At 61.6% G+C, this 26000-nt stretch carries 20 protein-coding genes; 5 read left to right on the top strand and 15 right to left on the bottom strand.

Annotation, left to right across the window (positions count from 1 at the left end):
• Positions 1 to 36: 36 nt before the first annotated feature.
• The 7 genes from ROI90_RS10130 to ROI90_RS10160 form a co-directional block, all read right to left on the bottom strand.
• Positions 37 to 1689, bottom strand: coding sequence for a TldD/PmbA family protein (locus ROI90_RS10130; RefSeq protein ID WP_315998227.1), 1653 nt, complete (start codon positions 1687 to 1689; stop codon positions 37 to 39).
• Between the two features lie 81 nt (positions 1690 to 1770).
• Positions 1771 to 3105: a TldD/PmbA family protein gene (locus ROI90_RS10135; protein WP_315998228.1), complete on the bottom strand. Its 1335-nt coding sequence runs from the start codon at positions 3103 to 3105 to the stop codon at positions 1771 to 1773.
• 148 nt (positions 3106 to 3253) lie between these two features.
• Positions 3254 to 4906: a TldD/PmbA family protein gene (locus ROI90_RS10140; RefSeq protein ID WP_315998229.1), complete on the bottom strand. Its 1653-nt coding sequence runs from the start codon at positions 4904 to 4906 to the stop codon at positions 3254 to 3256.
• A 288-nt stretch (positions 4907 to 5194) separates the two neighbouring features.
• On the bottom strand, positions 5195 to 6226 hold the full coding sequence (locus ROI90_RS10145) for a 5-methylcytosine restriction system specificity protein McrC (protein WP_315998230.1): 1032 nt from the start codon (positions 6224 to 6226) through the stop codon (positions 5195 to 5197).
• Between the two features lie 9 nt (positions 6227 to 6235).
• Positions 6236 to 7552 carry an AAA family ATPase gene (locus ROI90_RS10150; protein WP_315998231.1) on the bottom strand — a complete coding sequence of 439 codons (1317 nt, stop codon included), beginning with the start codon at positions 7550 to 7552 and terminating at the stop codon, positions 6236 to 6238.
• 120 nt (positions 7553 to 7672) lie between these two features.
• Positions 7673 to 7798, bottom strand: a complete 126-nt coding sequence (locus tag ROI90_RS10155; RefSeq protein WP_315998232.1) for a hypothetical protein — start codon at positions 7796 to 7798, stop codon at positions 7673 to 7675.
• A 221-nt stretch (positions 7799 to 8019) separates the two neighbouring features.
• Complete coding sequence (locus ROI90_RS10160; RefSeq protein WP_315998233.1) at positions 8020 to 10110, bottom strand: sigma 54-interacting transcriptional regulator; 2091 nt, start codon at positions 10108 to 10110, stop codon at positions 8020 to 8022.
• Positions 10111 to 10347: 237 nt separating this feature from the next.
• Between ROI90_RS10160 and ROI90_RS10165 the strand changes: the two genes are divergently transcribed.
• The 3 genes from ROI90_RS10165 to ROI90_RS10175 all read left to right on the top strand — a co-directional run bounded on the left by ROI90_RS10165 (position 10348) and on the right by ROI90_RS10175 (position 13482).
• A complete protein-coding gene (locus ROI90_RS10165) occupies positions 10348 to 11682 on the top strand; it encodes a TolC family protein (protein ID WP_315998234.1) in 1335 nt (444 codons plus the stop codon).
• 133 nt (positions 11683 to 11815) lie between these two features.
• The gene (locus tag ROI90_RS10170) at positions 11816 to 12241 is read left to right on the top strand and encodes a universal stress protein (RefSeq protein WP_315998235.1); all 426 of its coding nucleotides are present in this window, start codon (positions 11816 to 11818) and stop codon (positions 12239 to 12241) included.
• Between the two features lie 134 nt (positions 12242 to 12375).
• On the top strand, positions 12376 to 13482 hold the full coding sequence (locus tag ROI90_RS10175) for an HlyD family secretion protein (RefSeq protein ID WP_315998236.1): 1107 nt from the start codon (positions 12376 to 12378) through the stop codon (positions 13480 to 13482).
• A 111-nt stretch (positions 13483 to 13593) separates the two neighbouring features.
• Here the strand turns inward: ROI90_RS10175 and ROI90_RS10180 are convergent, their stop codons facing one another.
• Positions 13594 to 13983, bottom strand: a complete 390-nt coding sequence (locus ROI90_RS10180) for a four helix bundle protein (RefSeq protein ID WP_315998237.1) — start codon at positions 13981 to 13983, stop codon at positions 13594 to 13596.
• An 80-nt stretch (positions 13984 to 14063) separates the two neighbouring features.
• Between ROI90_RS10180 and ROI90_RS10185 the strand changes: the two genes are divergently transcribed.
• Positions 14064 to 15635 (top strand): DHA2 family efflux MFS transporter permease subunit, encoded by a 1572-nt coding sequence (locus tag ROI90_RS10185; protein ID WP_315998238.1) that lies wholly within the window; start codon positions 14064 to 14066, stop codon positions 15633 to 15635.
• Between the two features lie 161 nt (positions 15636 to 15796).
• On the opposite strand, the gene ROI90_RS10190 is transcribed toward ROI90_RS10185, so the two are convergent.
• The 4 genes from ROI90_RS10190 to ROI90_RS10205 form a co-directional block, all read right to left on the bottom strand.
• Positions 15797 to 16834, bottom strand: a complete 1038-nt coding sequence (locus ROI90_RS10190) for a hypothetical protein (RefSeq protein ID WP_315998239.1) — start codon at positions 16832 to 16834, stop codon at positions 15797 to 15799.
• 174 nt (positions 16835 to 17008) lie between these two features.
• Positions 17009 to 17998: a hypothetical protein gene (locus tag ROI90_RS10195; RefSeq protein ID WP_315998240.1), complete on the bottom strand. Its 990-nt coding sequence runs from the start codon at positions 17996 to 17998 to the stop codon at positions 17009 to 17011.
• A gap of 157 nt (positions 17999 to 18155) precedes the next feature.
• On the bottom strand, positions 18156 to 19499 hold the full coding sequence (locus ROI90_RS10200; protein ID WP_315998241.1) for a M56 family metallopeptidase: 1344 nt from the start codon (positions 19497 to 19499) through the stop codon (positions 18156 to 18158).
• On the bottom strand, positions 19465 to 19887 hold the full coding sequence (locus ROI90_RS10205; protein WP_315998242.1) for a BlaI/MecI/CopY family transcriptional regulator: 423 nt from the start codon (positions 19885 to 19887) through the stop codon (positions 19465 to 19467). Before ROI90_RS10205 ends, ROI90_RS10200 begins: the two co-directional genes overlap by 35 nt.
• Before the next feature lie 166 nt (positions 19888 to 20053).
• On the opposite strand from ROI90_RS10205, the gene ROI90_RS10210 reads away from it, so the two are divergent.
• Complete coding sequence (locus tag ROI90_RS10210; protein ID WP_315998243.1) at positions 20054 to 21283, top strand: alpha/beta hydrolase family protein; 1230 nt, start codon at positions 20054 to 20056, stop codon at positions 21281 to 21283.
• A gap of 94 nt (positions 21284 to 21377) precedes the next feature.
• Here ROI90_RS10210 and ROI90_RS10215 read toward each other — a convergent pair whose 3' ends face one another.
• The 3 genes from ROI90_RS10215 to ROI90_RS10225 all read right to left on the bottom strand — a co-directional run bounded on the left by ROI90_RS10215 (position 21378) and on the right by ROI90_RS10225 (position 25935).
• Positions 21378 to 21770, bottom strand: coding sequence for a hypothetical protein (locus ROI90_RS10215; protein ID WP_315998244.1), 393 nt, complete (start codon positions 21768 to 21770; stop codon positions 21378 to 21380).
• 21 nt (positions 21771 to 21791) lie between these two features.
• Positions 21792 to 23285: a TonB family protein gene (locus tag ROI90_RS10220; protein WP_315998245.1), complete on the bottom strand. Its 1494-nt coding sequence runs from the start codon at positions 23283 to 23285 to the stop codon at positions 21792 to 21794.
• Positions 23286 to 23439: 154 nt separating this feature from the next.
• A complete protein-coding gene (locus ROI90_RS10225; RefSeq protein WP_315998246.1) occupies positions 23440 to 25935 on the bottom strand; it encodes a penicillin acylase family protein in 2496 nt (831 codons plus the stop codon).
• Between the last annotated feature and the right edge of the window lie 65 nt (positions 25936 to 26000).

The raw sequence follows: 26000 nt of genomic DNA on the forward strand, positions 1-26000 counted from the left end.
ACATGGGTCACATTCTGCACATTTCTCACATTAACACTATCCGATTTTGCGGGCCGTATTGATGACGTTCACCGAGTTGAAGCGGGTGGTGCTGGAGCCGTGGCTTACGGCCGACGACTGGCTGGGCTGGCCCTTGCCGTCGTTGAAGAAGCCCGCGAATCGGTAATCCGACTGGTCGCACACGGCGGCGCAGGAGTTCCAGAATTCCAGGGTGTTAGTCTGGTAAGCCACATCTTCCAGCATGCCCGTGATTTTGCCCTTCTCAATGGCGTAAAACACTTGCCCGCCGAACTGGGAGTTGTAGCGCTGCTGGTCGATGGAGAAGGAGCCGTTGCCGGCAATGTAGATGCCCTTGTCCACGTTCTTGACCATGTCATCGACGCTGAGCTTGGCCGCGCCGGGCTTCAGGCTCACGTTGGGCATGCGCTGGAACTGCACATCCTGCCACGACTGGGAGTAGCAGCACCCGTCCGATTCCGTCTGGCCCACGATGTGCGCCTGGTCCCGGATTTTCTCATAATCCACCAGAATACCGTCCTTGATGAGGTTCCACTCCTTGGTTTTTACGCCCTCATCGTCGTAGCCTACCGCGCCCAGGGAGCCGGGCTGCAGCTTATCGGCCACAATGTTCACCTGCTTCGAGCCGTAGGGCTGGCCCTTGGCTTTCCACTCCAGCGTAGCGAAGGAGGTACCGGCGAAGTTGGCCTCGTAGCCCAGCACGCGGTCCAGCTCCAGCGGGTGACCCACCGATTCGTGGATGGTCAGGCCCAGGTGGTGAGGGTCCAGCACTAGGTCGTATTTGCCGGGCACTACGCTCTTGCAGGTGAGTTTTTCCTTGGCCTGGCGGGCGGCCAAAGCGGCGTCCTCCAGCATATCGTAGCTGTTTTTGTAGCCGATAACGCCCGAGCCCTGGGGGCCGGCCACTTTGTCCTCGGCCTTGGGCGTGAGGTACTCGTAGCCCAGGCCCATGGGCGAGCTGAGCGCCTGCCGGCTGCGGAACTTGCCCGAGGCCCGGTCTACCACCGTTACCCCGAACGTGGGGAAAATACGGTGAATATCCTGGTCGATGTAGGAGCCGTCGGTGCTGGCGAAGTACTTCTGCTCATTTACCTGAAACAGTACCGAATTCACGAACGACGCGCCGTTTTCCAGGGCCTTGGCGTTGGTGGCCAGCAGCAGGTCCACCTTGTCCTTGATGGGCACCTCGAAGGCGTTCTGCTTGATGGGCGCTTTCCAGGAAACCTCCCCAAAGCCTTTCTGCGGAGCCAGTTTCACCTGCTCTTTCTGCACCTTGGAGTTAGCCTTGGCAATCTGCACGGCCAGCTGGGCGGCTTTGGCAATGCCGGCTTCCGTCACTTGGTTGGTGGAGGCAAAGCCCCAAGTGCCGTTGGCAATTACCCGAATACCAGCCCCGAAACTCTCGGAGCTGACGATATTCTGCACCTGCTTTTCGCGGGTAAATACGCCCTGGTTCAAGTAGCGGCCAATGCGCACATCGGCGTAGCTGGCCCCGGCCGATTTGGCCGCGTTCAGGGCCACATCGGCCAGGCGCTTTTTCACGGCCACATCCAGGCCCGGCTCCAGCAGGCGCATTGGGTCCACGGCTTCACCACCGAAGCTGGGCAAGGAAGGCAGCCACAGGGCACCGGCCGCCAAGCCGGTTACGCCCACAAAATTACGTCTGTTCACAAGGGTAGGGGTTGAAATTCCAGGAGAGAAGGCTAGAAGTAAAAAAGCATAGCGCAGGGCCCCAGGGCCCTGCGCTACTAGTTACACCGCGTCGGAAAGCGAGGTGAAGGTGAAGTCCCGAATTTTGAGCGGGGGCACCAGGTTGCCGCCTACCCGCACGGGCTTGCCGATAGCCTCCAGGTTATTGAGCATGATGATGGGCGACTCGTTGAAGCGAAAGTTCTTCACCGGGTGCTTGATTTTGCCGTTCTCAATGTAGAACGTTCCGTCCCGCGTCAGGCCCGTGTACAGCAGCGTCTGCGGGTCAACGGGGCGGATGTACCAGAGGCGCGTGACCAGAATGCCGCGCTGGGTGCCTTTGATGAGGTCGGCGGTGCTTTGGGTGCCGCCTTCCATAATCCAGCCGCCAGGGCGCGGAATATCCGGAATGCCGGCCTTTTGGGCCCAGTAGCGCGAGGTATACAGGTTTTTCACCACGCCCTTCTCAATCCAGGTCATCTTCTGCTGGGGCCGTCCGTCGCCCGAGAAGGTGAGGTCGGCAATTTCGGGGTTCAAGGGGTCGGAGTAGATAGTTACTCGCTCATCGAAAAGCTTTTCACCCTTGCGGTTTCCGCCGCCTTTTTTGCTCAGGAAGGAGCGGCCTTCGTCGGCATTGCGGGCGTCCATGGCGCTCATCAGGGCTTGCAGCAGGGAGGCATCGGTGTTGGCTACCAGGGCGGCGGGCTCCAGAATAACGGTGTACTTGCCCGGCTCCAAGGCCTGGGCATTGCGGGAGCCGGCGGCTTTGTCGGCGGCAATCTGGGTGAGGCGGCGGGCGTCAAACTTGCTGGCGTCGTTGTAGTCGGCGGTGGCGTAGCCCGAGCCGGTACCGTCCGGGGTGCGCACCGTAATGCTGAACTCCAGGCCGGAGGTTTGCTGGTAGGCTTCGAGGCCCTTGCTGTTGCGCTTGGCCACAAAACCGGCCCCATCGTTGAGGAAAGCGGCCGAGGTCAGCTTCTTCTCGTCGCAGAGCTTCATGCTGGCCCCTACCTGCGTGGCGCGGTAGTCGGGCGTGATGTCGGCGGTGGCTTTAGCGAAGCTGTTGGGCGAAGTGAGGTACTTCTGGGGGCCCAGCAAAGGCATGTACTCGGGGCTTTCCGGGGCGAGGCGGGCAATTTCCTCGGCCCGCTGCACGCAGTTGCGCAGGGTGGCGTCATCAAACTGGTTGCAGGTAGCCACGCCCGAGCGTTTGCCGAAGCGGGATTCTACCGTCAGGCTCACGTTATCCACGGCGCCGCTGGTGCTGATGGCGTTGCGGGCCGAGCGCACGTTGCCGCCCGTCTGGCCGTTGAGCGTGGCTTCACACTCGTCGGCTTTGCTGAAGCTCATTACCTTTTGCAGGATGCCCTGAGCTTCGGATTGGGAAAGTATTGCCATTGTTTTTTGAATGTGCAGAATGTGGACCCCTTCCCAACCCCTCCCCTCTGGGAGAGGGGCTCTAATTCTAGCTTTTCTAACGGCTAGTTCTTAAAGCTAGAGCCCCCTCTCCCGGAGGGGAGGGGTTGGGGAGGGGTTCAAGTGGGAATTATCCGATTTTGCGGGCGGTGTTGATGACGTTGACCGAGTTGAAGCGGGTGGTGGCGGAGCCGTGGCTCACGGCCGACACCTGGCTGGGCTGGCCCTTGCCATCGAAGAAGGAGCCGAACAGGCGGTAATCCGACTGGTCGCAGACGCCGGCGCACGAGTTCCAGAACTCTACCGTGTTGGTCTGGTAGGCCACGTCTTCGATCATACCGGCAATTTTGCCTTTCTCGATGGCGTAGAACACCGTGCCGCCGAACTGGGAGTTGTAGCGCTGCTGGTCGATGCTGAACGAGCCTCGGCCGGCAATGTAAATGCCCTTGTCCACCTTGCTGATCATGTCGTCCACGCTCATTTTCTCGGTGCCGGGCTTGAGGCTGATGTTGGCCATGCGCTGGAACTGCACATCCTGCCACGACTGCGAGTAACAGCACCCGTCCGATTTGGTCTGACCCACGATGTGCGCCTGGTCCCGGATTTTCTGGTAGTCCACCAGCTTGCCGTCCTTGATGATGTCCCACTGGCCGGTTTTCACGCCTTCATCATCGAAACCCACCGCACCCAGGGAGCCGGGCTGGGTTTTGTCGGCAATGATGTTCACAAATTTGGAGCCGTAGGGCTGGTTCTTGGCCTTCCACTCCAGCGTGGCGAAGCTGGTGCCGGCGTAGTTGGCCTCGTAGCCCAGCACGCGGTCCAGCTCAGTGGCGTGCCCGATGCTTTCGTGGATGGTCAGGCCCAGGTGGTTGGGGTCCAGCACCAAGTCGTATTTGCCGGGCACCACGCTTTTGCAGGTGAGCTTCTCCTTGGCCTGTTTGGCGGCCAGGGCGGCATCTTCCAGCATATCGTAGCTGTACTTGTAGCCTACCAGGCCGGTGCCGGCGGGGCCAGCAATTTTGTCCTGGGCTTTGGGCTGCATGTACTCGTAGCCCAGGCCCATGGGCGAGCTGAGCGCCTCCCGGGTGCGGAACTTGCCCGAACCCCGGTCGATGGCCGTGACGGAGAAGTTGGGCCAGATGCGGTGAATATCCTGGTCGATGTAAGAGCCGTCGGTTGAGGCAAAGTACTTCTGCTCGTTGATCTGGAACAGGGCCGAATTCACGAACGACGCGCCGTTTTCCAGGGCTTTGGCGTTGGCCGCCAGCAGCAGGTCCACCTTGTCCTTCACTGGTACCTCAAAGGCGTTAACCTGAATGGGCGTCTTCCAGGAAACTTCCCCGAAACCCTGCTGAGGAGCCAGTTTCACGGGTTCCTTCTGCACTTTGGCGTTGGCTTTGGCAATCTGCACGGCCAACTGGGCCGCTTTGGCCATGCCGGCTTCGGTTACCTGATTGGTGGAGGCGAAACCCCAGGTACCGTTGGCAATTACCCGGATGCCGGCCCCGAAACTCTCCCCGCTGGCAATGTTCTGCACCTGCTTTTCGCGGGTAAACACGCTCTGGTTGAGGTAGCGGCCAATGCGCACGTCGGCGTAGCTGGCCCCGGCCGATTTGGCCGCGTTCAGGGCCGCGTCGGAGAGGCGTTTTTTCACGGCCACATCCAGGCCGGGTTCAAGCAGGCGGGCGGGGTCCACGAGGGAGCCGCCCAGGGCTGGCACCGAGGGCAGCCAGATGGCGCCGGCGGCCAGACCAGTCAGGCCTACAAAGTCGCGTCTGTTCAAAGAGGTAGAGGTTTGGGTGATGGGAGAAGGAATTTGCAGGAATGTTAGCCAGAAGCCGCTGCAATTGCAACCTACTGACGAAAAAGCCGTACCCGGGCTGCATATCCGCACGCTGAGCCCGGTAATTATTGCAAATTTTGTAATGCGGATGAGCAGCAGGCTTCAGGCGGGTTTCAAAACGCAAGTAGCGCGCAGCGAAACTGCGCGCACGAGCTGCCGACGAGTTCCCCCGCGGAAGCACTACATGCCTGATACTCGCTTCGCTCGTGCGCGAAGCGGAGCTGCGTGCTACTGCGCTAAGGCCAGCAAATCGGCGGCAATCCGGGGCCAGGGCTGGGCTAGATTTATCGTCACGATGCGCACCGGGTGGCCGCCCAGGGTGTAGCGCACATCCAGGGTTTGGGTGGCGGCCGGATACAGCAGAATGCCCTCCAGCTGCTGCCCGGGCCGGGTGGGCTGGTTTTGCAGGTAGGCGTAGAGCTGGTAGAGGTGGGGAGCCAGCAGCTTCTGCTGGTCGTAGCGCGGGCGCAAAGCGGCGGCGTAGTACTTGGTATCGAGGATGATTTTGCGGGCCGGGCTTTCCAGGGTCGTGTCCGTAATCATGGCGGGCAGCAAAGCCAGGTCGGTGGGCTGCGCTGCCGCCGCCTGCCACTGAATCGTCTCGCTCAGCACCCGGAACTGGCGCTGCTCCAGGCGGTAAAAGTTGCGCACAAACTGCTCGAACAGCCGCGCCATCAGCGCCTCGTCGCGGCGGAAGTCCCGGAACCGGAAGGTACCAGCCTCATCCGGGGCCGGCAAGGCGCTCTGCTGAATCAGCTCACACAGGTTCAGCAAAAAAGCCAGGGGCCCGGGCAGCCGCTGGCGGCGCAACCCCCGCAGCGCTGCCGCCCCCGATACGGCCGGAGCCACGGCGGCCGGAAACCGGCGGAGCAAGGCCCGCACTTCCTGGCGAAGCACGGGCGGCAGGCGGCGGCTCCGGCCCAGCTGCTGCAAGGTGCCCAGCACCAGCTGAGCCAGGGGCGTATCGGGGCTTAGCTCATCGAAAACGCACACGGCCCGGCCCCGGCGCAGCAGGTCGCGGCCGATGGTGGGGACCAGCTGCACCCGCCCGCGCAGCTCGGGCAGCTCGGCTACCTGCTCCACGTAGGCCACCGGCAAACCCTGACGCAGCTGCCGGCGCGTGGCCGTGAGCAGCAGGCGCGTGAGCAGCTCCAGGGGCCGATGAAACTCCTTGGTGGCCGTGGCTTGCAGCTCCCCGGGGTCCGGCAGCCGGTTCCAAGCGTAGCACAGCAGGTAGTACAGGTTCCGGATGGGAATCATGGCGGGCTGTTAGCTCAGCAGCTTTTTCCGCTGCTGGGCGGCTTTGGCGGGCTGGTCGAGCCAGTAATCAGCCAGTAAGGGCGCAATTTCCTGCTCCAGAATGAGTTGGAGCCAGGCCGAAGCCTCAGCTGGGTTGGTGGGCGGCTGGCAGAAGTAGCTGTGCCCGATGTAGAAGTCGGGGCCCAGCTCCGGGTCGTCGGCAATGGTCTGGTTGAGGTCGGATAACCGGGCAGTCAGGCGGGTGACGACGGCCTCCGGGACGCCCTGCGCGGCCAGAAACTGTTGTAGCGGCGCGCCAAATTCGGGTTCCAGGTTTACGAAGGCGAAGCGGCGGCGCAGGGCGTAATCCAGCGGGGCCAGGCTCCGGTCGGCCAGGTTCATGGTGCCGATGAGGTGCACGTTTTCGGGCACGAAGAAGGGCGGGCTGCCGGCCGGGGCGTAGGGCAGGCGCACGGCGTGGGCGGGGCCGCGCTTGTCGGCTTCCAGCAGCAGCAACAGCTCCCCGAAAATGCGCGCTACGTTGCCCCGGTTCAGCTCATCAATCAGCAGAAAATACGGCCGCTCCAAATCCTGGGCGGCGCGTTGGCAGAAGTTCAGCAAAATGCCGTTCTGGAGCTGAAACTGTCCCTGACCATCGGGCCGGAAGCCCTGCACAAAGTCCTCGTAGCTATAACTCGGGTGAAACTGCACCAGTTCCAGGCGGCGCGCATCGGTAGCACCCAGCTCCAGCCAGGCCAGCCGCCGGGCCAGAAACGTTTTGCCGGTGCCGGGCGGGCCCTGCAAAATCAGGTTGCGCCGCCGCCGCAACGCCGCCAAAGCCGCATCTAGCTTCTCCTCCGGCATAAACAGTTCGGCCAGGGCCTGGGGTTTGGCGTAGGGCTCCGGCGCGGCGTAATGCGCCAGCGGCTCCTGCACCTCAGCGGGCGCGGGGGGTGCTTCCGCCACGGGCCGGCGGACCGGAGCGGGTGGCGTTGCCGGTACGGGGCCGGTGTACAGCTCCTGCATCTGCTCCTGGGCGGCCACGTCTCCGTCCAGCAGGGGCGAGTTTTCCAGGGTGGGGCGCTTGGTGGCAATGGTGAAGCTGAGCTTTTCCAGCACCTGGTTGGTGGGCGCGCCGGCCGGCAGGGGCCACACCGCATCGGGCTGACCCAGGGCCAGGCGGTAGGCCAGCTGGGCCACGGCGCGGGGCGCGTACCGCCGGCTCTTGTACACCAAATCGTACACGGTGCTCAGGGGCATGCGTGGGCCCACGGCGTCCAGCTGGCGCAGGGCCTGCAACACCTGGGCGCGGGTTAGCTGAATCAGGTCGGGAGGAGGAGTGGGCATGCGGTTCTAAAGTACGGGCAAAACACCGGAGCGCGACGGAAAGCTCCGGGCCGGGGCCGCCGGGGCACAAAAAAGCCCGGCTGCGGCGCAACCAGGCTTTTGGGTAACAATCTCAGCGGCTTAGGAGCCTTTCTGGGTGGTTTTCTTTTTACCGTCGGGCTTGTCGGTTTTGGTTTCCTCGTTCTTCTTTTCGTCGCGCTTGGTGGCGGGGTCAGTATGCTGGGGCGTGGAGGTGGGCTGGGCCATGAGGTTCAGGTATAGAATGAATGGTGCCCAGGTGTACGCGGCCCTGGTAGGAATGGTTGAACTGACGGATAGTCTGTCATCCTGAGCATTCCGCGCATCAAGCGGCGACGAAGGACCTTATCACGTCAGCGCGGAATAGTGCGAACGTAATAAGGTCCTTCGTCGCCGCTTGATGCGCGGAATGCTCAGGATGACAAGTGGCTTCATCCATTCAACCATTGTTACTTCACCTCCACCGTGCGCTGAATGCCCAGCTTTTTCATACGGGCTTCCAGGGTTTTGGGGTTGATGTCGAGCAGGACGGCCGCGCCGTTGGGGCCACTGACGCGGCCGGCGGTGCGGTGCAGGGTTTGCAGGATATGGTCCCGCTCCTGGTCTTTGAGGGTTCTGATGGGGCCGTTGGGTTCCGGTAGTGCCGGGGCCGTTTGGGCGGCGGCGGCAAACCCCTGAAACTCCAGAAACGCGCCCTGGCTCACAATAACGGCCTGCTCCACCACGTGCTCCAGCTCCCGCACGTTGCCCGGCCAGATGTACTGCTGCAAGGCCCGCAAGTCCCGTTCCCGCAGGCCGCGCACGGGCTTGCCCATCTGCTTGGTGAAGCGCTCCAGGAAATGCCGCATCAGGGGCTCCACGTCCTCGGGCCGCTCCCGCAGCGGCGGCAGCCGCACCGGAAATACGTTGAGGCGGTAGTACAAATCGGCCCGGAAGCGGCCGGCGGCTACCTCGTCTTCCAGCACCCGGTTGGTGGCCGCCAGCACCCGCACATCGGTATGAATAACGCGCCGCCCCCCGATGCGCTCAAACTCCTTTTCCTGTAAAATCCGCAGCAGCTTGGCCTGCAGATCCAGCGGCAATTCCCCCACTTCATCCAGGAAAATGGTGCCCCCGTCGGCCAACTCAAACTTACCGATGCGCCGGTCGTGGGCCCCCGTAAACGCACCCTTCTCATGTCCGAACAGCTCACTCTCAATCAGCTGGGCCGGTAAAGCCGCACAGTTGATTTTGATGAGGGCCCGCTCCTTACGCGGGGAGAGGTTGTGCAAAGCCCGGGCTACCAGCTCCTTGCCGGTGCCGGTTTCGCCGGTGATGAGTACGGTGGTGGTGGCGGGCGCTACCTGGGCCAGGCGGGTGTACACCTGCTGCATCACGGCGCTGCCGCCCACAAAGTCGTCGAGGCGGGCGGCGGCGGTGGTGTTGATTTCGTCGATGAGGTAGGTGCGCTCCTGCTCCAGCTGGGCCCGCAGCGCGTCAATCTGCTCAAAGGCCAGCACGTTTTGAATGGCCAGCCGGACCTGGGGCACCAGGGTCAGAATCAGCTCCAGGGTTTCCTCGGTGAAGGCGAAGGGCTGACGACTGGCCATAATCAGCACGGTGGTGGCCTCCTCGGTGGTATCGAGGGGGGCGCAGAGCACCGAGCGGGTGCCGCGCTCCTCCCGGATGTAGCGCAGCAGCTCGTGGCGCCGGGCCAGGGCCTCAAAATCCTCGCCCACGAACACGCCGGGCTCCCGGAAAATCAGCTGCATCGACTCCTTGGTGCGCAGGGTCAGGGGCAGCTCATCGAAACGGTTTTCGTCCAGGGGCTGGAAGGAGCCGTCGGGCTGCTTGTTGAACTCGGCCAGGGCCCGGGTGGGGGAGTTGGCCTCCCGCACCCGCACGCCAAAATAGTCGCAGGGCACTACCCGGTTGATTTCGGCGGCAATGGCCCGGAACAGCTCCCCGCGCTCCTTGATGCTCAGCAGCGCGTTGTTGAGGGCCAGCTGCATGGTTTTTTCCTGCTCCCGCCGGGCAATGTCCTCGAACGCCAGCGTGTTGGTAACCGCCACGGCCACCAGGCTGCCAATCTTTTCCAGCAAATCGGCATCCAGCGCCGACAGCTCCGGCCGCCGCCGGGCCACCAACGACAGCAGCCCGATGAGCTGGCCGCCGGTGCGCAGCGGCACCACCGTAAAGTAGCGCATTCCTTTGGCCAGCAGCGCCTCAAACGGCTGAAAACAGTACTCCCGCAGCAATTCCTGCAAATCGTACTGGTGCAGCTGGGGCTGGCGCACAAACTGCTCGATGGGCGTGCCCTCTACCGGCATGCGGCTGGGTTTGCGCTCCGCCGTATCGGGCAGCAGCACCTCGCCCAGGTAGTCGCGCAGAAACACGCGGCGGTACTGGTGCTCGGCGTCCAGGGTGATGATGGTAATGGCATCGAAGGGGAAGATCAGCCGCAGCTTCTCCGTCACGTTCCGGAACAGGGTTTCCTTGTTGCGGGTGGTAGCAATGGCATCGTTCAGATACAGCAGCAGCGAATCGTCTTGGTCAGGCATGGGGCGGAAAGTAGGATGTGGTTACGCTTGATTATCCTGAAATATCAGGAATAAAAATGAGGCATTGCTGAAATATAAGGAAATCTTGAAATATGTATTTTATACAATATTTCACCTACACGGAAAAATAATCGTCGTTTAATGGCTGTATAAGGCGTTTTTAAGGCGAATTAAAATGATTTTAACGTGTTGGCACGGGGTTAGGTAAAAGGCAGACATTCAAAAGCGAAATTCACTATGCGTTTCCGACCTCACCATACCGCGCCGCTGCTCACTACCCTGGGGCTAATGCTAGGCAGCGCGGCTTACGCCCAGGTACCCCTGGCCGCCGCCACGGCCGGCGACTCTTTGTCGCTGGAAACTACGGTGCGCTCCGTGCTGGATGCCAATCCGGCCATCAATGCTTTGCAGGAAGAAGTAAATCAGGCCCAGAGCCGTCTCGACGAGACGCGCACCTACCTGAAACCCGTGGTAGACGGCACCGCCAGCTACACCCGCATCGACCCGGTAGTGAAGATTCCGCTGGGCGACGCCACGTTTCAGCTGGCCCCGGCCAACAACTACGATGCCCACGTAACGGCCCGCTACACGGTGCTGGACTTCGGGCGGGCCAATGCGGCCATCAACGCGGCCAAATCCCGCGCCCTCACCGCCTCCGACCAGATCAACGTAACCCGCCGCGACCTGGCCTACGCCGCCGCCCAGAGCTACTACAGCATTCTGTTCGCCCGCGAAGCCATTCGGGTGCAGGACGCCCAGTTGGCCTCTCTGCGCCAGCACCAGCGCGAAATGGAGAAGCGCGTGGAAGGCGGCGTGAGCACCAACTTCGACGTGACGACCACGCAGGTGCGCATTGCCCAGGCCCTGGACCGCAAGATTGACCTGCAAAACCAGCTGCGCAACCAGGAAATTCAGCTGGCCCGCCTGCTGCACCGCCCCGAGGGCGAAGTAACGCCGGTGCGCGGCCGCTTCGAGTACAGCCCGCAGTCGGTGGATGTGCAGGATGCGCTGGCCCGCGCCGCCACCAACCGCCCCGAGGTGAAGCTGGCCAAGGATGCCGAGGAAACCGCCACCGCCCAACTGCGCGTGGCCGAAGTTGGCAACAAGCCCACCCTGAACCTGGTGGCCCAGGCCGGCGGCAAAAACGGCTACATCGTGCCCAACCTGGAGCGGGTGCGCTTCAACACGGTGGCCGGGGCCCAGCTCAGCATCCCGATTTACGACGGCGACCGGAACAAATACCAGCGTGCCACCGCCCAGTCGGCCATTAAAGGGGCCCAGGCCCGCACTCAGGACACTCAGGAGCAGGTGCGTGCCGATGTGTTGCAGGCCGTGAACAACATGCAAACCAGCACCGCCCGCTACGACAACTCTCAGGTCCAGATCGGGCAGGCCGCCGACGCCCTCACCCGCGCCAAAGCCCGCTACCGCTACGGCGTAGGCTCCAACCTGGACGTGCTGGACGCCGAAACCCAACTGGCTCAGTCCCGCCTCTCCCGCCTCCAGTCCATCTACAACTACACCCTCGGCCAATACCAGCTCCGCCGCGCCACCGGCGAGCAGATTTGGTAGGTGGCAGGGTGTGAGGGTTGGGGGTAAGAGGGTAGGAGTTATTTCTCCGGTCAGTTTTGGCGCCTCTTGCAACTTATCCCTGCCACCTCTTCACCCATACCCTCTTACCCGCCCACCCTCATACCCTACCGCCATGACCATCCTCTGTCCGATTGATTTTTCTGCTGCTACGGAGGCCCTGGTGACGTACTCGGCGGCGCTGGCAGCTGGTACGGGGGCGGAGCTGCGGCTGCTGCACGTGCTGGCGCCGCAGCTCCGCCCGGTGCTCGGGCCGGCCGATGATGTGGTGCTGGCCCAGCGGCTGGCCCACCATCGGGAAGCCGCGCTGGCCTCCGGGGCCCGGGTAACCACGGCCGTGGTAACGGGCGAGGCCGCCCAGGAAATTGTGGCCGAAGCCCGCCGCCACCCGGCGGATATCATCGTCATTGGGGCGCACGGCCAAACCGGCCTCACCCGCTTCCTGATGGGCAGCACCGCCGAAACCGTGGTGCGCACGGCCCCCTGCGTGACGCTGCTGGTAACGCCCGGCTGCCCGCAAGCTTACCGCCAATCGGCGTAATGAGAAGGTGAAGTTGTGAAGAGTGAAGTTGTGAACCAGTTCTGCTTTCACGCTGGATGCCTTATCCTACTTCACCTTTCGCAATTTCACCCTTCACAACTTCACAAATTGCACCCCATTCACTGAATACCCATATGGCAACTCCCGTTCAACACGATTCGGCCGTAGCGCCTACGCAATCTGCCGCTTACGCGCCGGCAGTGGACGAGCAAGCGGAGGGCGGCTCCAAGCGCCCGATTATCCTGATTATTCTGGCCCTGGTGCTGCTGGTAGGCGGCTACTTCGGCTGGCAGCGCTACCAGTTCGGGCAGGCCCACGAGGAAACCGACGATGCCCAGGTAGAGGGCGATGTGTATCCGATTCTGCCCCGGGTATCGGGGCCGGTGCTGGAGGTGAAGGTGCAGGACAACCAGCCGGTGAAAAAAGGCGACGTGCTGGTGACCGTGGACCCCGCCGACCAGCAGCAGCGCGTGAATGCCGCCGAAGCCGCCCTGGCCGCCGCTCAGGCCAACGTGGTAGCCGCCCGCGCCGCCGTGGGTACGGCCGCCGCCAACGTCAGCTCGGCCCAGTCGGCCATTGGCGTGAGTGATGCTACCCGCGCCCGCCTCGAAAAAGACCTGAAGCGCAGCCAGTTTCTGCGCAAGGAGGACATCATCCCGCAGAGCGAGTACGATGCCGTGCAGGCCAACCTGAAATCGACGACGGCCCAGCGCAGCACAGCTCAGCAGCAGGTGAAAGTGGCCCAGCAGCAGGTAGCAGCAGCCCAGCAGCAAGTAGCCGTGGCCGAAGCCGTGGTAAAACAGCGCCAGGCCGACCTCGACAACGCCAAATTGCAGCTGAGCTACACCACCATCACGGCCCCGGCCAATGGCATCGTCAGCAAGAAAAGCGTGCAGCCCGGCCAACTCGTGAGCCCCAACCAGCAGCTGATGGGCCTGGTAGCCAGTGGCAACACCTGGATTATCGCCAACTTCAAGGAAACCCAGCTGGAAAGCATGAAAGTGGGCCAGCCGGTGGAAGTGGAAGTGGATGCCTACCCCAACGAGGAGTTTCAGGGCCACATCGAGTCGTTGTCGGCGGCCACGGGTGCCCGTTTCGCCCTGCTGCCCCCCGATAACGCCTCGGGTAACTTTGTGAAAGTAACCCAGCGCGTCCCCGTCAAAATCGTGCTCGACAAAACCGACCCCGAACACCCCCTACGCGCCGGCATGAGCGTAACGGCGACGGTTAAGGTCAAGTAGTGAAGTTGTGAAGGGTGAAGTTGTGAATTGTTCTGATGGGCTATTCCGTGCTCACAATTTCACCCTTCACAACTTCACCCTTCACAACTTCACCCTTCACAACTTCACCCTTCATAATCTTGCCTTCGCTTTTTTGCGGATGCTGGCCAGGATGGATACGATTTCGGTGTATTCCTTTTCCAGCTCTGATAAGCAGGGTTTGGCAATGATGTTCGCATCACCGAGGAGTTCCAGCCAGAACAATGTTTCATCGGCCTCTTCCACGCAGATGCACAGCTTGGCGTACCACTCGGCTGCCGAGCGGCCCCGGCAGGCGGCCCGAAAGTTGGCTGCTACTGAAGTGGCTGAACGCAACAATTGCTTGCCCAGCACAACGGCTTCGCCTGTGCGTGGTAGTTGCTGAAATAACCGAATTATTCGCAAAGACGCTTGTTTCGTTCGCACTCGGATGTCTTCGTTAAATGACAGTTGAGCAGCTGATTGAGGTAACTCGTCATTCATAACATGCTGTGAACTGAGAATGGCCGGTAAGCTACAAAAGCTGGTCATTTCACAACTTCACAACTTCACAATTTCACCGCATGGAAACCGGATTTACCAAGTGGATCATCGTCATTACGGTGGTGATGTGCTGCTTGCTGGAGCTTATTGATACCAGCATCGTGAACGTGGCCCTGACCCAGATGATGGGTAACCTCTCGGCCACGCAGCAGGAGGTCAGCTGGGTGGTGGCCTCCTACGGCATTGCCAACGTCATCGTGATTCCGATGACGGGCTTTCTGGCCGAGCAGTTCGGCCGCCGCAACTACTACCTGTTCTCCGTAATTCTGTTCACGCTGGCCTCCATGGCCTGCGGGCAGAGTACCAACATCTGGGAGCTGGTGGCGTTTCGCTTCATCCAGGGCATCGGCGGCGGCGCCCTCATGGCTACTTCCCAGGCCATCCTCATCGATACCTTCCCGCCCAAACAGCTGGCTTTGGGCCAGGCCCTGTTCGGCATGGGCGTGATTATCGGCCCCACCATCGGTCCTACGCTCGGCGGCTGGATTGTGACCAACTACGAGTGGCCCTGGATTTTCTACGTGAACATTCCGGTGGGCATCATGGCCAGCATCTTCACCGTGCTGTTCATCCGCGACCCGGAGCGCATCAAAAACGCCATTCCGCGCCCGTTGCGGGAAATCGACTGGCTGGGGATTTTTCTGCTGATTCTGGGCGTGGGCTCCTTGCAGCTGGTGCTGGAGCAGGGCGAAACCGAGGACTGGTTCGAGAGCCTGTACATTAACTTCTTTACATTGATGTCGGTAGTCGGCGTGGTGGGCTTTATCTGGCGGGAGTTGACGGCCAAGCAGCCCATCGTGGATTTGCGGGTACTCACGCGCAGCCGTAACCTGGCCATCGGGGCGTTCCTGTCGTTTATTCTCGGGTTCGGGCTATTTGCCTCGGTGTTCGTCTTCCCGATTTTCTGCCAGCGGATTCTGGGCTTCACGGCCGAGCAGACTGGCTACATTCTGCTGCCGGGAGCCTTGCTTTCGGGCTTTATGATGCCGGTGGTGGGCAAGATGATTCAGGGCGGTGTGCCGCAGAAGTACATTCTGCCGGTGGGCTTCATCACCTTCTTTTTGTTCTCCTACTGGATGAGCACCCAGATTTCGCCCACGGCCGGCGAAAGTGACTTCTTCTGGCCGCTGCTGCTGCGCGGGTTCGGGTTGGCCCTGCTGTTTCTGCCCATTACCACTATGTCGCTCAGCGGCATCAGCGGCAAGGATGCGGGCCAGGCCGCCGGCCTCACCGGCATGATCCGCCAGCTCGGCGGCTCGTTTGGGGTGGCGCTGGTGGGTACCTACCTGGAACGCTCCATTGCTCAGAACCGGGTGGGCGTAGCATCCAACGTGTCGCTCTACGACCCCGAAACCCAGCAGCGCCTCCAGGGCCTCACGGCCAGCTTCATGAGCAAGGGCGCCAGCTTCCTCGATGCCCAGCAGCAGGCCTACGCCGCCCTCAGCGGTATGATCATGAAGCAGACCTCCATCATCACCTACGGCCAGACCTTCCTGATGATTGGCGCCTTCTTCCTGCTCTGCCTGCCCCTGATGCTCCTCATCCAGCGCGCCAAACCCGGCGAAAAAGTGGATTTGAACGCGGCGCACTAAGTGGTGAAGTTGTGAAAGGTGAAGTTGTGAAAAGCTGGTTTTGACCATACCACCACGCAAAAGCCCCGACCGTAGCTTACGGTCGGGGCTTTTGCGTGGTGGAGGTGGAACCAAGACGGCCATCTGGCCATTCACAACTTCACCTTTCACAATTTCACCACCTACTGATACTGAATATACAGCGGTTTGGGCGTTAACTCGGCCAGCACCTCCTTGGCGGTCATGATGTGGTGGGGCTTGGGGCGGGCGTCGTACTCGTAGAACAGCTTGAAGCCGGTGTACTGCACGGGCTCGTTCTGGATGTAGGCTTTGTAGGAGTCCTTTTTCAGGGTCGGTTCGCCGTGGCCGTCCATGTGCATCACAATCTGCACGCGCGGGTCCAGCTTGATGTTTTTGTAGTTGCTGATCATCTTGCGGGTGAAGCGGTGCACCGTCAGCACTTTGGGCGGGAGCTTGTTTTCGCTCACGATGCGGGCCAGGAAGTTCACCGTGAAGTTCACGTCCTTGGCATCCAGCGTCCCGATTTTCTGGTTGGGGCGCACGCCGGGCATGGTGGAGAGCGAAAACTCCGGGTCGATGCCCAGGTGCACGATGGGGTCTTTCAGGTACTGCTCCAGCTTGGGCAGCTCGGCCTGCAGGGTGCTGTGGCCCGGCTGCACATCCAGGAACAGAATGCAGTTGTGCTCCTTGGCCCAGCTTAGTACCTCCTCAATGGTAGCTTTGGAGTTCATCAGGCGCCATTTGCCATCCTTGCCGGGCGTGCCCTGGGCCGTGATGGTGACGTTGTGCAAAGCGGCCTGCACCGGAATGCTGGGGTCGGCGGCCTGCCATTCCTTCAGCACGCCCTCAAACTTGCGGAACATCTGCTCCTTCGGCTCCCGGCCCAGAATACCCATGCCCTTCGAGCGGATGTTGCCATAGAAAGCCACAATGCGGTGACCCGGCAGGATAGCACCCGGCAGCTGGCCGTTTTTCTTGGCGATGGAGTCGGCCTTGAGCGAGTCGCGGCGCATGGCTTCCATTTTCAGCTTCACCGTGTCAACCACAGCAGGCTTAGTGGTGTCGGCTACCACGGCCGCATTTTCCGAGTCGGTGCCGGAGCGGGAGCCGCAGCCGGGCAGGGTGGTGAGGGTAAAGGCGAGGCCCAGGGAAGCCAGCGCGGGGGCCGTCAGGCGGGTGAAGGTCCGGAAATAAGACACTGAGTGGAAAGGTATTGAAGTCAGGAAACACGGCGAAGGTACGGGTTTCTCAAAGGTGAAATTGTGAATTTGTGAAATTGTGAAACGGGTACCCCAGTGGCGCAGGCCGCATAGGCCCTGACAAGCAGGGGCGCAGCTTACAAGTACACCCTTCACAAGTTCACTACTCCCTTCTCACTGATACTGCACGTAAAGCGGGGCGGGCGAGAGGCTAACAACTTCCTGGGGCGTCATGAGCCGGGAGCCGGGGCGCTGGTCGTTGCGGAAGAACAGCTTGAAACCGGTGTACTCCACGGGCTCCTTTTTAATGAATTTCCGGTAGGAGCTGCGCTTGATGCGGGGGGTGCCCCAGCCATCCATGTGCATCACAATCTGCACGCGCGGGTCCAGCTGAATGTTCTGGTAGTTGGTCACCATATCTTGGCGGAAGCGGTGTACTACCAGCACCTTGGGCGGCAATTGGTTTTCACTTACCAGCCGGGCCAGAAACTGGCGGGCGTAGTTGATATCGGCCGCGTCAAACTCGCCCACTTCCGTACCCGGCCGCCGCCCCGATTTCATGGAGAATTCGGGGTCGATGCCCAGATGCACAAAGGGCAGGCGCAGGTACTTGGCCAGGGGCGGCAGCTCGTGCTGCAAGTCGGAAAGGCCCACCTGCACATCCAGAAACACCAGGGCCCGGTGCTCCTGCCCCCAGCGGATAACCCGCCGGATAGTGCTGTCGGGCAGAGGCAGGCGGTACTTGCCATCGGCCCCGGAGTCGCGCTGGGCAATAACGGCCGTCATGTGCAGGGCAGGCAGCACCGGCAGGCTGTCGGCCTGCTGCCATTGGGCGGTCTGGTAGCGGAGGCGGCGCAGCATTTCCTCCTTGGGGTACTGGCCCAGTATGCCCATGGCCTTGTGCAGCGGGTTGCCGTAGAAAGCCACAATGCGGTTATCGGGCAGCACGGCCCCCGACAGCTGCCCCCCGGTCCGAGCTATAGAATCGGCGCGGAGCGAATCATAGCGCACTGCCTGGCGCTTTTGCCGGGCCAGTTCGGTGGCGGTAGGCTGGCGCGGGGCGGGCTCACAGCCGGTTACCAGTATGCTACTGAGCAAGCTACCCAGCACCAGCAAGCGGCATAACCACTGAGGGGGCGTAGCTTCTTTTCTCTTCCAGATCATCCGTATAAAACAAGCAGTGGCCCTAGCATAATCACTGCGCCCAACATCTCAAGCGACGCAGTATTAGCGGGCACTCGGGGCTAATATACGGCCCTAACGCCAAACGGCTGCCCACTTACTAGTGAACAGCTGTTTAGGTAACTACTTGAATAGTAGATTATTTTAAGGAAAACTGCACAGGAATAGTATAGCGGGTAGCTACGGCTTTCCCGTCGCGTAGGCAGGGTGTCCAGCGGCCGGGTAGCGTTTTAATGGCCGCCAGGGCTTCTGATTTTAGTGCATCTACAGCCGGGCTGGGCCCTTTAGGGGTATTCATTACCTCTGCGTCCTGAATGAGGCCCTGTTCACTTACCACAAACCGCACGAAAACAGTGCCGCCCACTTTGGCCTCTTTAGCAACGGCCGGATACTTGACCCGCTTCATCACGTCAGCCAGTAGTTGGGTCATGCCCCCGGGATAACCGGGAGGAGTTTGCCCATCACCTTCGTAGAGAGCTGGTGGTGGGGGCGGCGGCGGAGCCAGCGCAGCATCGGCCACGATGGTAGGTGGGGGCGGGGGCGGCAACTCGCCGGCTTTTTCGCAGGCAGCGGTGGCCGCTAGCAGGGCCGTGCCCAGCGGCAAGAGCAGCCACTGTTTCCAGCGGCGTGCGGGGGCAGATTGAGTAAGCATACGGATACGGGTAAGGGTGAGGGATTGAGTGAAAGAATGGGTAAGCGGTAAGTCGGGCTGAAAGGACTGCAGCGCCAGGCGGGCCAGTAACCCGGAGTACACGGCCGGGGCGCCGTTGGCGGGGGCAGCTACTGTGTGCAGGGCCTGGGCGTCGGCCATAAACTCCTGCACCTGCGTAAGGGCTTTGGGGAAAAAATGCACGAAGGGAACCGGCCACAATAAGGCGCGCACCAGCTCCAGGCGCAATTTCTCGGCGGTGTGGCCCTGCCGGACGTGAGCTATTTCGTGGGCCAGTACGGTACGGACCTCCTCGGGCGTAAGCGGGACGGTTTCATCCCAGAACACCCAGCGCCCAAACGAGCTGGTGGGGCACTGCCCGCCGGTATGCACCAATACGTAGCCGGAGCGCGTCTCGCGCGGCAGCTGGCGGGTGCTGAGCCACAAGTGCAGCACCTGCCCGCCCAGGTGCAGCAGCAGGATTAGCACCCCCGCATAGTACAACAAAGGCAGCCACTGAGGCAAACTATAGAGCGCGCTGCCCGCCGCCTGCACGGTGGGGCCCGGCAGTAGGCCCCCGTTCAGTACCCCCGAGGCCTGGTTGGCCGCCACTGGCCACCAGGTGGGCAGGTGAGGCAGAGCTACCGCCACCAGGCGCGGCAGCAGTAACGCCAGCCAGGGCGTAAACTGCAGAAAGCGGCGGTTGTAGTGAAAAAACCGCTCCTGCTGCAGCGCATACCGGTACAGCAACCAGCAGGCCCCCAGGCACAGGGTGCTTTGCAGCAGCCAGCCCAGCAACTCAGGCGTGGTGCTCGGAAGTAGGGTCGGGCTCATTGGCGGGAGGAGTTGGAGTAGAAGCCTGGGCATGACGGAGCAATTCATCCAGCTGAGCCGCGTCCAGGTTTTCTTCCTGGGCGAAGAAGGACACCAAGCGCGTGAAGGAGCCCCCGAAGTAGCCGCCCAGCAGCTTGCGCAAGGAGAAGCGGCGGTACTCATCCTGGGCTACCAAGGCGTAGTAGCGGTGGGTGCGCCCAAAAGCCTCGTGGTCCACAAAGCCCTTCTGCTCCAGAATGCGGATAATGGTAGAAACCGTGGTGGTGGCTGGCGTGGGTGGGGGTAGCTCCGGCACCACGTCCTTAACGTAAGAGGGCCCGCGCTGCCAAAGCACCTGCATTACCTGTTCCTCGGCCCGGGTCAGCTCCGGGAAATTATTCTCTGCCATATATGTCTGGGTGAATGAGTAAGCTAATATAACTAATTATTTAGTTAATAAACTAATTATTTAGCTGAAAAAATTTGCTGCATAATAACTCTTCAGCCAGCCGGAACGAGAAAGCCTCAGTACAGCGTTGTAAGGCTGGATTCAGAATTCAGCTAATCAACTGCTTGTGATAGTAATTTCCCGGCTGCGCACCTTGGCGCACACGTACAAAATGGGCTTGTTAGGCTTGATAGGCACGCTGTGGCTGGGGTCCGGCTGTCAAAGCTCGGCCTCCGATCCGGCACCCGCACCTACTACTCCTGAAACTGCGGTACCGGCCACCGTGCTCACGGGCAGCGCGCTCCTTGGTGAGTACACACCGGCGCAACTAGCGGCGCGGGTGCAGGATATTCCGCTGGTCGGCTCTCTGGCCCGCTACTCCGTGAAGGTGTACCGCCTTACCTACACCACCCGCAACACCGACGGGCAAGCGGTAACGGCCTCCGGGGCGCTGCTGGTGCCGGTAGCCACTACGGCCCTGCCCGTTATCAGCTACCAGCACGGCACCATCCGGCCCGATGACGAGAACCGGGCGCCTTCATATTACAGCCAGAGCAGCGAGTTGTGGTCGGCGGTATCAGTGCTGGCGGCTACGGGCTACGTGGTGTCGGCCCCCGATTACATTGGCTACGGGGCCTCTAAGGCTTTGCCGCATCCGTATGAGCACGCTGCTTCCCTGGCCTCGGCCTCGGCCGATATGCTGCGGGCGGCCCGCGAATTCTGTAAGAAGGAAAACATCAGCGTCAATCAGAAGAACTTTCTGCTGGGCTACTCCGAGGGCGGGTACGCCACCATGGCTTTGCACAAGTACCTGGAGGAAAAATACCCCACGGAGCTGCCGGTAGCGGCCAGTGCCCCGGGGGCGGGGGCTTATCATAAGTCGGCGTTTGCCAAGTACATCATGAGCTCCACGCAGCCGCTCAACTTCCTGAGCACCTACGTATGGGTGCTGGATACCTACAACCGCGTGTACAAGCTGGGCCGGCCGGCTACCTACTATTACCAGGAGCCCTACGCCAGCCGCCTGCAAGCCAACCCATTCAGTGAAGTGCCCGCCCAAGCCAGCGCCCTGTTTGCTCCCGCGTTCCGGCAGGCGGTAACCACCAGCTCGGACGCCGCCCTGACGGCCTCGCTTACGGATAACGACATCTACGACTGGAAACCCAAAGCCCCGGTAGCCCTGTTCCACGGTACCCAGGATGATTACGTACCCTACTTCAACTCCCAGGATGCTTATACCGCCATGCGCGCCCAGGGGGCCACGCAGGTAACGCTGCGGCCCATCCAGGGAGGCAACCATTTCAGCTCGGTGGCTACGTATACGCTGCAGGCTTTTGCCTTTATCTCGCAGTATTAAAAACGTATTCAGCTACAGAAAAAGCCCGGTCGTACTCGTTGCGGCCGGGCTTTTTCTGTAGCTGAGCATGGTGCGCGGAAGGATGCGCCCAAGCTTAGCCGAGGTTGCGGGCAGACTGATTAGCGGGGACTACTGCGGGCTTTATGGCTCTGCGTAGCAAGGCCCCGGATAAGGCTGCCAGGCCGCCCACCAAACCCAGCAACAGGCCACTTATTGCTACCAGCAGCCAGGGCTGGCCTCCCAGGGGCAGCAACGTAGCTAGGCGGGCAGCCAGCAGGCCCGCGCCATGGGTGTTCAGCCAGGCCGCGGGCAACCACCAGCTTAAGCCCGCCCCTAATAGTCCCGCCAAGAAAGCCTCCCCGGCCGAAACCCGCCACCACGCGCCTCCCGCCAAACACAGCAGCACTACGCTCCACCAAGGCAGCGCCAACTGCAATAACACACTCCCCAGAAAAATGAGCAGGAGCAAGGCGAGAGTACTTTTCATAGGAAGGGGAGTGGGGAAGACCTAATTGTCGATGCCGGCTTTGCGGGGCAGCTCGGGGGCGGGCATGGGAATAAGTACGGCCTGGCGCACGGCAATGGGTTGGCCGGAGGCGTCGCGGGCCGGGGTCCAGGTGGGCATGGCGCGCACCAGGCGCAGGGCTTCCTCGTCGCAGCTGCGGCAGAGGGGGCGCACCACTTCGGTCGCCCCAATTTTGCCGTCGGCCTGCACCACGAAGCGTACTTCCACCGCCCCGCGCAGCTGTTCTTGGGCCAGTACCTTGGGCTCCTTGAGCTTTTCCGTGAAATACTGGCGCAGGGCCACGCCGCCCCCGTTAAAGCTGGCCTGCGTTACCGCCTCCCGGGGCTCGAATACGTGGTTGGGACCGAACATTTGTACTGTGTGCGTCAGCTGTACGCGCACCGCTTCTCCATTTTGCTTGCCAGGCTCCAAACGGGGCAGCTTTGCCACGGCCGCCAGGGCAGCGGCATCACAGGTCGTGCACAGCCCCCGCAGTATCTTGGCGTCTTCGGTCTGGCCATCCTGGTTTACCACGAAACTCAGGTACACACGGCCTTCCTTATCTCCCTTCACAACTTCCCTAGGCAGCACCACGGCCGCCTGTAGGGCCGAGGCAATGGTGGCCTCAGTGGTGCCAGCCAGCGCGGGCATCTGCTCCACGTAGGTGTACACTTTATCCTCGGGCTTAGGCAGCGTGGGCAAGGGCGGAATAGCTACGCCCGGAGCGCCAGGGGTGCTTTCCAGACTGAACGTGACGGGCAGTGTATACGACACAGCAACTAAGCGACCATTCTGCTTGCCGGGCTCAAAGGGCGGCAAGGCTTTGATAACACGCGCCGCTTCCTCGTCGCAGCCTGCACTCAGGCCTTTTATAACCTCCACGTTATCTACCTGACCCGTCGGCTGCACCACAAACCGGACAAACACCCGGCCCTCTACCTTGTTGGCAACGGCCGCCGCCGGGTAGCGCAAACTCGCCTGCACGTACTTCACCAAATACTCCTGCCCGCCCGGAAATACCGGCATCTGCTCTACGTAGGTGTATATCTTATTCTCCAGTACCTCTTCCACCACCCGCCTCTCGTTCTGCAAACCCGACAAGTCGGGCACTGTCTGAACCGGGGGCTCAAACAGAATGGAAATCGGATACTGCACGGGTACGGGCTTATCCTGGTAACGGGCGGGACGCCAGCGGGGCATGGCCTGTACCAGGCGCAGGGCCTCGGCGTTGCTGGCCGCGCTGAGGCCCTGGGCAATGAAGGCGTCGGTGAGGCGACCATCCGGCTGCACGATGAAGTAGACCGTTACCGTGCCCCGCTCCTTGCCTGCCTTCACGGCGGCCGGCTGGCGCAGCTGGCTTCGCAGGTACTGCCGTAGCGCGTATTCGCCCTCCGCGTACTCGGGCCGCGTCTGCACTTCATATAGGCTGTAAATGCGCGGCGTGGGTGACAGTTTAGTAACAGTAGCCGGCTTTTTGGTGGTTTTTTGAGCTTGCACTGTTGGTGCGGCTGCTCCCGTGAGGCAAGCTGCCAATACTATTCGATGCCACACAGAGCGGCTACACGGTAAAGACATTTCTGAAGTCAGATAGAAGCGGAGACAGGATAGGGTCAGCTGAGCAAGATACGCACGGAACCAGCACTATACTGCGTTACTGTTCCAGCCGCCAGGCCGCCTGCAGGCGGGGGTGGTTTTCGTCGGCGGCGCGCAGAAACACCAGCTCGTCGAGCTTGCCCACGCGCCAGCTTTCCAGCATATCATCGTAGTGCCGGGAGGCCGGGTTGCCACTCTGCCCGCCGGGAAAGATGCCGTAGGCCCGAACCTGCGGGCCCAGTGCCACCACCATGCGCCAGGAGGGGCCGTTGCGCGGGGTAGTGGCATTGACGGTGCCGCGGCTGCCGGCGCACACAATATCCTGGTGCCCAAAGCCCGCCAGCTGGGCCAAGTGGTTGATGTCGGTGCTTTTCTGGTTGGCCCAGCCCCACTTCGGCCCCAGCGGCCCGAACTTACGGGTCAGCGAATCCACGGCGAAATGCAGGGACGCCGCCAGCAGGTCGTGCACGTTTTCCTTCTTGGGTGTGCGCCGGTCGTCAACCCAGGGGCTGCTATTCTGAAAGCAAGTAGCCGGATTACCCGATTGGGTAAGTAACAACCGATTCGTTCGGTCTTGCGAGGGGGGGCGCATTTCCAGCCCAGTAGCCTGTTTACCAAAATCATCATCCCAGAGCCGCTTGACCAATTCCTGATACCACAGATCGAAGATGGTAGCGGCCACGGCATCGGTGGTGTAGTGGTAGTCCCATTTCTCCAACGCCCGCACTGCCGCATATTCTGGCGAGTCCGGAACTGGCGGCATATAGCAGTTATCGGTCATCTTGTTACCTTTTATGGTAGCCAGCATCCACGGCAGCATGGTTTGGGCGTTGATGCCGAGGTTATCGTTCTGCAGTTCGCGCAGGGTGTCGGCGGTGGCGCGGTGCATCTTGGCCAGCTGCTGGTTGATGCGGTGGCCCCGGTCCCAGGGCGCGTAGTCCCAGCCGATGTAGTAGGGGTAGTCGGGCCCGGCCGAGTGCTGGTTGGCCGACGATACGAAGCCCCGGGCCGGGTTCTGCACCCGCGGCGTCTGGGTCATCGGAATCCAGCCCTGCCAGTCGGTGCGGGCGTCGGTGCCATCCAGAATAAACTTGCCCTGCTCGGGCCACTTCAGCGGGTAGCGGCCATTGGGCCGGATGGCAATATCGTTCTGGTTGCTGGCAAAAATGAAGTTCTGGGCCGGGGAGGCGTAGGTGCGTAGGGCCCGGTCGTAGTCGGCATAGTTGCGGGCGTGGTTGAGCTTCACGAAGGCCAGCACCTCATCGGCACCCTCGTGGGCCGTCCAGCGCATGGCGTGTTGGGTGGGCGTTTGCGGGTTGAAGGGCTTCTCGTCGTGGTCGTACACCACGGGGCCGTGGTGGGTGTAAAGCACCGTATCGAGGCGGTCAGGGAAGCCGCGCACGGCTATCCGCTCCACCACCCGGCGCACCGGTTTCCAGCGCCCATCGTGCCAGTATTCCCGTTTGGCTGCGTCCCGAAATTTGAGCTGGTACCAGTCCAGCACGTCGCCGCCCACGTTGGTCACGCCCCAGGCTACATCCTCATTGAAGCCGATAATCACGGCCGGTGCACCCGGAATGGTTACGCCGTACACGTTCTGGCCGGGCGCGTGCAGCTGCACCTGGTACCAGATGCTGGGCAGGTTGAGTTGCAAATGCGGGTCGTTGGCCAGCAGCGGCAGGCCCGAGGCCGAGCGGCTGCCCGCCACGGCAAAGTTGTTGGAGCCCAACTCGGCATCCGGCTCCCGCTCGGGCACCTTCCCCGACAAGGCCGCCGTGAACGAAGGCGGTGTGGCCGGTACCGGCAGCTGCTTGAAATCGAGAGGCGTACCGGCGGGCACAATTGGGTCTTCGCGGAAGGGGTAATCGGAGAACAGGTCCTGCGTCACCTTCGGGCCGTATTTATTCAGGATGTTGCTCAGGCGCAGGTCGTCGGAGCGGCCGCTCAGGTCCCAGGCCATCAGCTTCAGCAGTAGCGCGCACTTCAGGGGCTGCCAGGGCTCGGGGGCGTAATCCAGCAGCTTGTACTCAAACGGGTACTCCTTGGGCGAAAGGCGGCTGATGTAGGCATTCACCCCCGCTGAGTACGACTCCAGCACCAGCCGCGTCGTATCGTTTTTCAGCATGGACCGCAGGGAGTTTTCGGCCCCGTACGGCAACCCCATGCGCCGCTGAAACCGGTCGTACTCCAGAGCCCGCGGGCCCACCACTTCCGAAATGCGGCCCGCCGCCACCCGGGTCATAAACTCCATCTGCCAGAGCCGGTCCCGGGCCGTAAGGTAGCCCTGGGCGTAGTACAGGTCATGGTCGTTCTGGGCGAAGATGTGGGGCACCCGCCGGTCATCGAACCGCACGCGCACCGGCTGGCGCAGGCCGGGCAGGTGCAGGGTCTGCCTCTCGGGAAAATCTTCGGGCGTTTCGCCATTCTGCCAAAAACCCCGGTATGGGCTCAGCAGACGCGCCACGGGCGGCGCAATACCCAGCTTGGTGTTCATTACCCAGGCAAGGGTAAGCGTAACGAGGAGCACCAGGGTGCCCGGAAGAAATCGAAGCATTTGCCAACCAGTTTCGCGGGAGCGGAAGGTAGCAAATGCTTCGGTTTCTGACGCAGCTGAGGTAG

The organism is Hymenobacter endophyticus, assembly GCF_032464715.1.
In the GTDB taxonomy this organism is placed as follows: Bacteria; Bacteroidota; Bacteroidia; order Cytophagales; family Hymenobacteraceae; genus Hymenobacter; species Hymenobacter endophyticus.

Coding starts and splice junctions, on each gene's coding strand:
- ROI90_RS10225 (WP_315998246.1), bottom strand. CDS start 25,935: ATGCTTCGATTTCTTCCGGGCACCCTGGTGCTCCTCGTTACGCTTACC.
- ROI90_RS10145 (WP_315998230.1), bottom strand. CDS start 6,226: ATGATTCCCATCCGGAACCTGTACTACCTGCTGTGCTACGCTTGGAAC.
- ROI90_RS10155 (WP_315998232.1), bottom strand. CDS start 7,798: ATGGCCCAGCCCACCTCCACGCCCCAGCATACTGACCCCGCCACCAAG.
- ROI90_RS10180 (WP_315998237.1), bottom strand. CDS start 13,983: ATGAATGACGAGTTACCTCAATCAGCTGCTCAACTGTCATTTAACGAA.
- ROI90_RS10215 (WP_315998244.1), bottom strand. CDS start 21,770: ATGAAAAGTACTCTCGCCTTGCTCCTGCTCATTTTTCTGGGGAGTGTG.
- ROI90_RS10170 (WP_315998235.1), top strand. CDS start 11,816: ATGACCATCCTCTGTCCGATTGATTTTTCTGCTGCTACGGAGGCCCTG.
- ROI90_RS10185 (WP_315998238.1), top strand. CDS start 14,064: ATGGAAACCGGATTTACCAAGTGGATCATCGTCATTACGGTGGTGATG.
- ROI90_RS10200 (WP_315998241.1), bottom strand. CDS start 19,499: ATGAGCCCGACCCTACTTCCGAGCACCACGCCTGAGTTGCTGGGCTGG.
- ROI90_RS10205 (WP_315998242.1), bottom strand. CDS start 19,887: ATGGCAGAGAATAATTTCCCGGAGCTGACCCGGGCCGAGGAACAGGTA.
- ROI90_RS10150 (WP_315998231.1), bottom strand. CDS start 7,552: ATGCCCACTCCTCCTCCCGACCTGATTCAGCTAACCCGCGCCCAGGTG.
- ROI90_RS10195 (WP_315998240.1), bottom strand. CDS start 17,998: ATGATCTGGAAGAGAAAAGAAGCTACGCCCCCTCAGTGGTTATGCCGC.
- ROI90_RS10135 (WP_315998228.1), bottom strand. CDS start 3,105: ATGGCAATACTTTCCCAATCCGAAGCTCAGGGCATCCTGCAAAAGGTA.
- ROI90_RS10160 (WP_315998233.1), bottom strand. CDS start 10,110: ATGCCTGACCAAGACGATTCGCTGCTGCTGTATCTGAACGATGCCATT.
- ROI90_RS10175 (WP_315998236.1), top strand. CDS start 12,376: ATGGCAACTCCCGTTCAACACGATTCGGCCGTAGCGCCTACGCAATCT.
- ROI90_RS10165 (WP_315998234.1), top strand. CDS start 10,348: ATGCGTTTCCGACCTCACCATACCGCGCCGCTGCTCACTACCCTGGGG.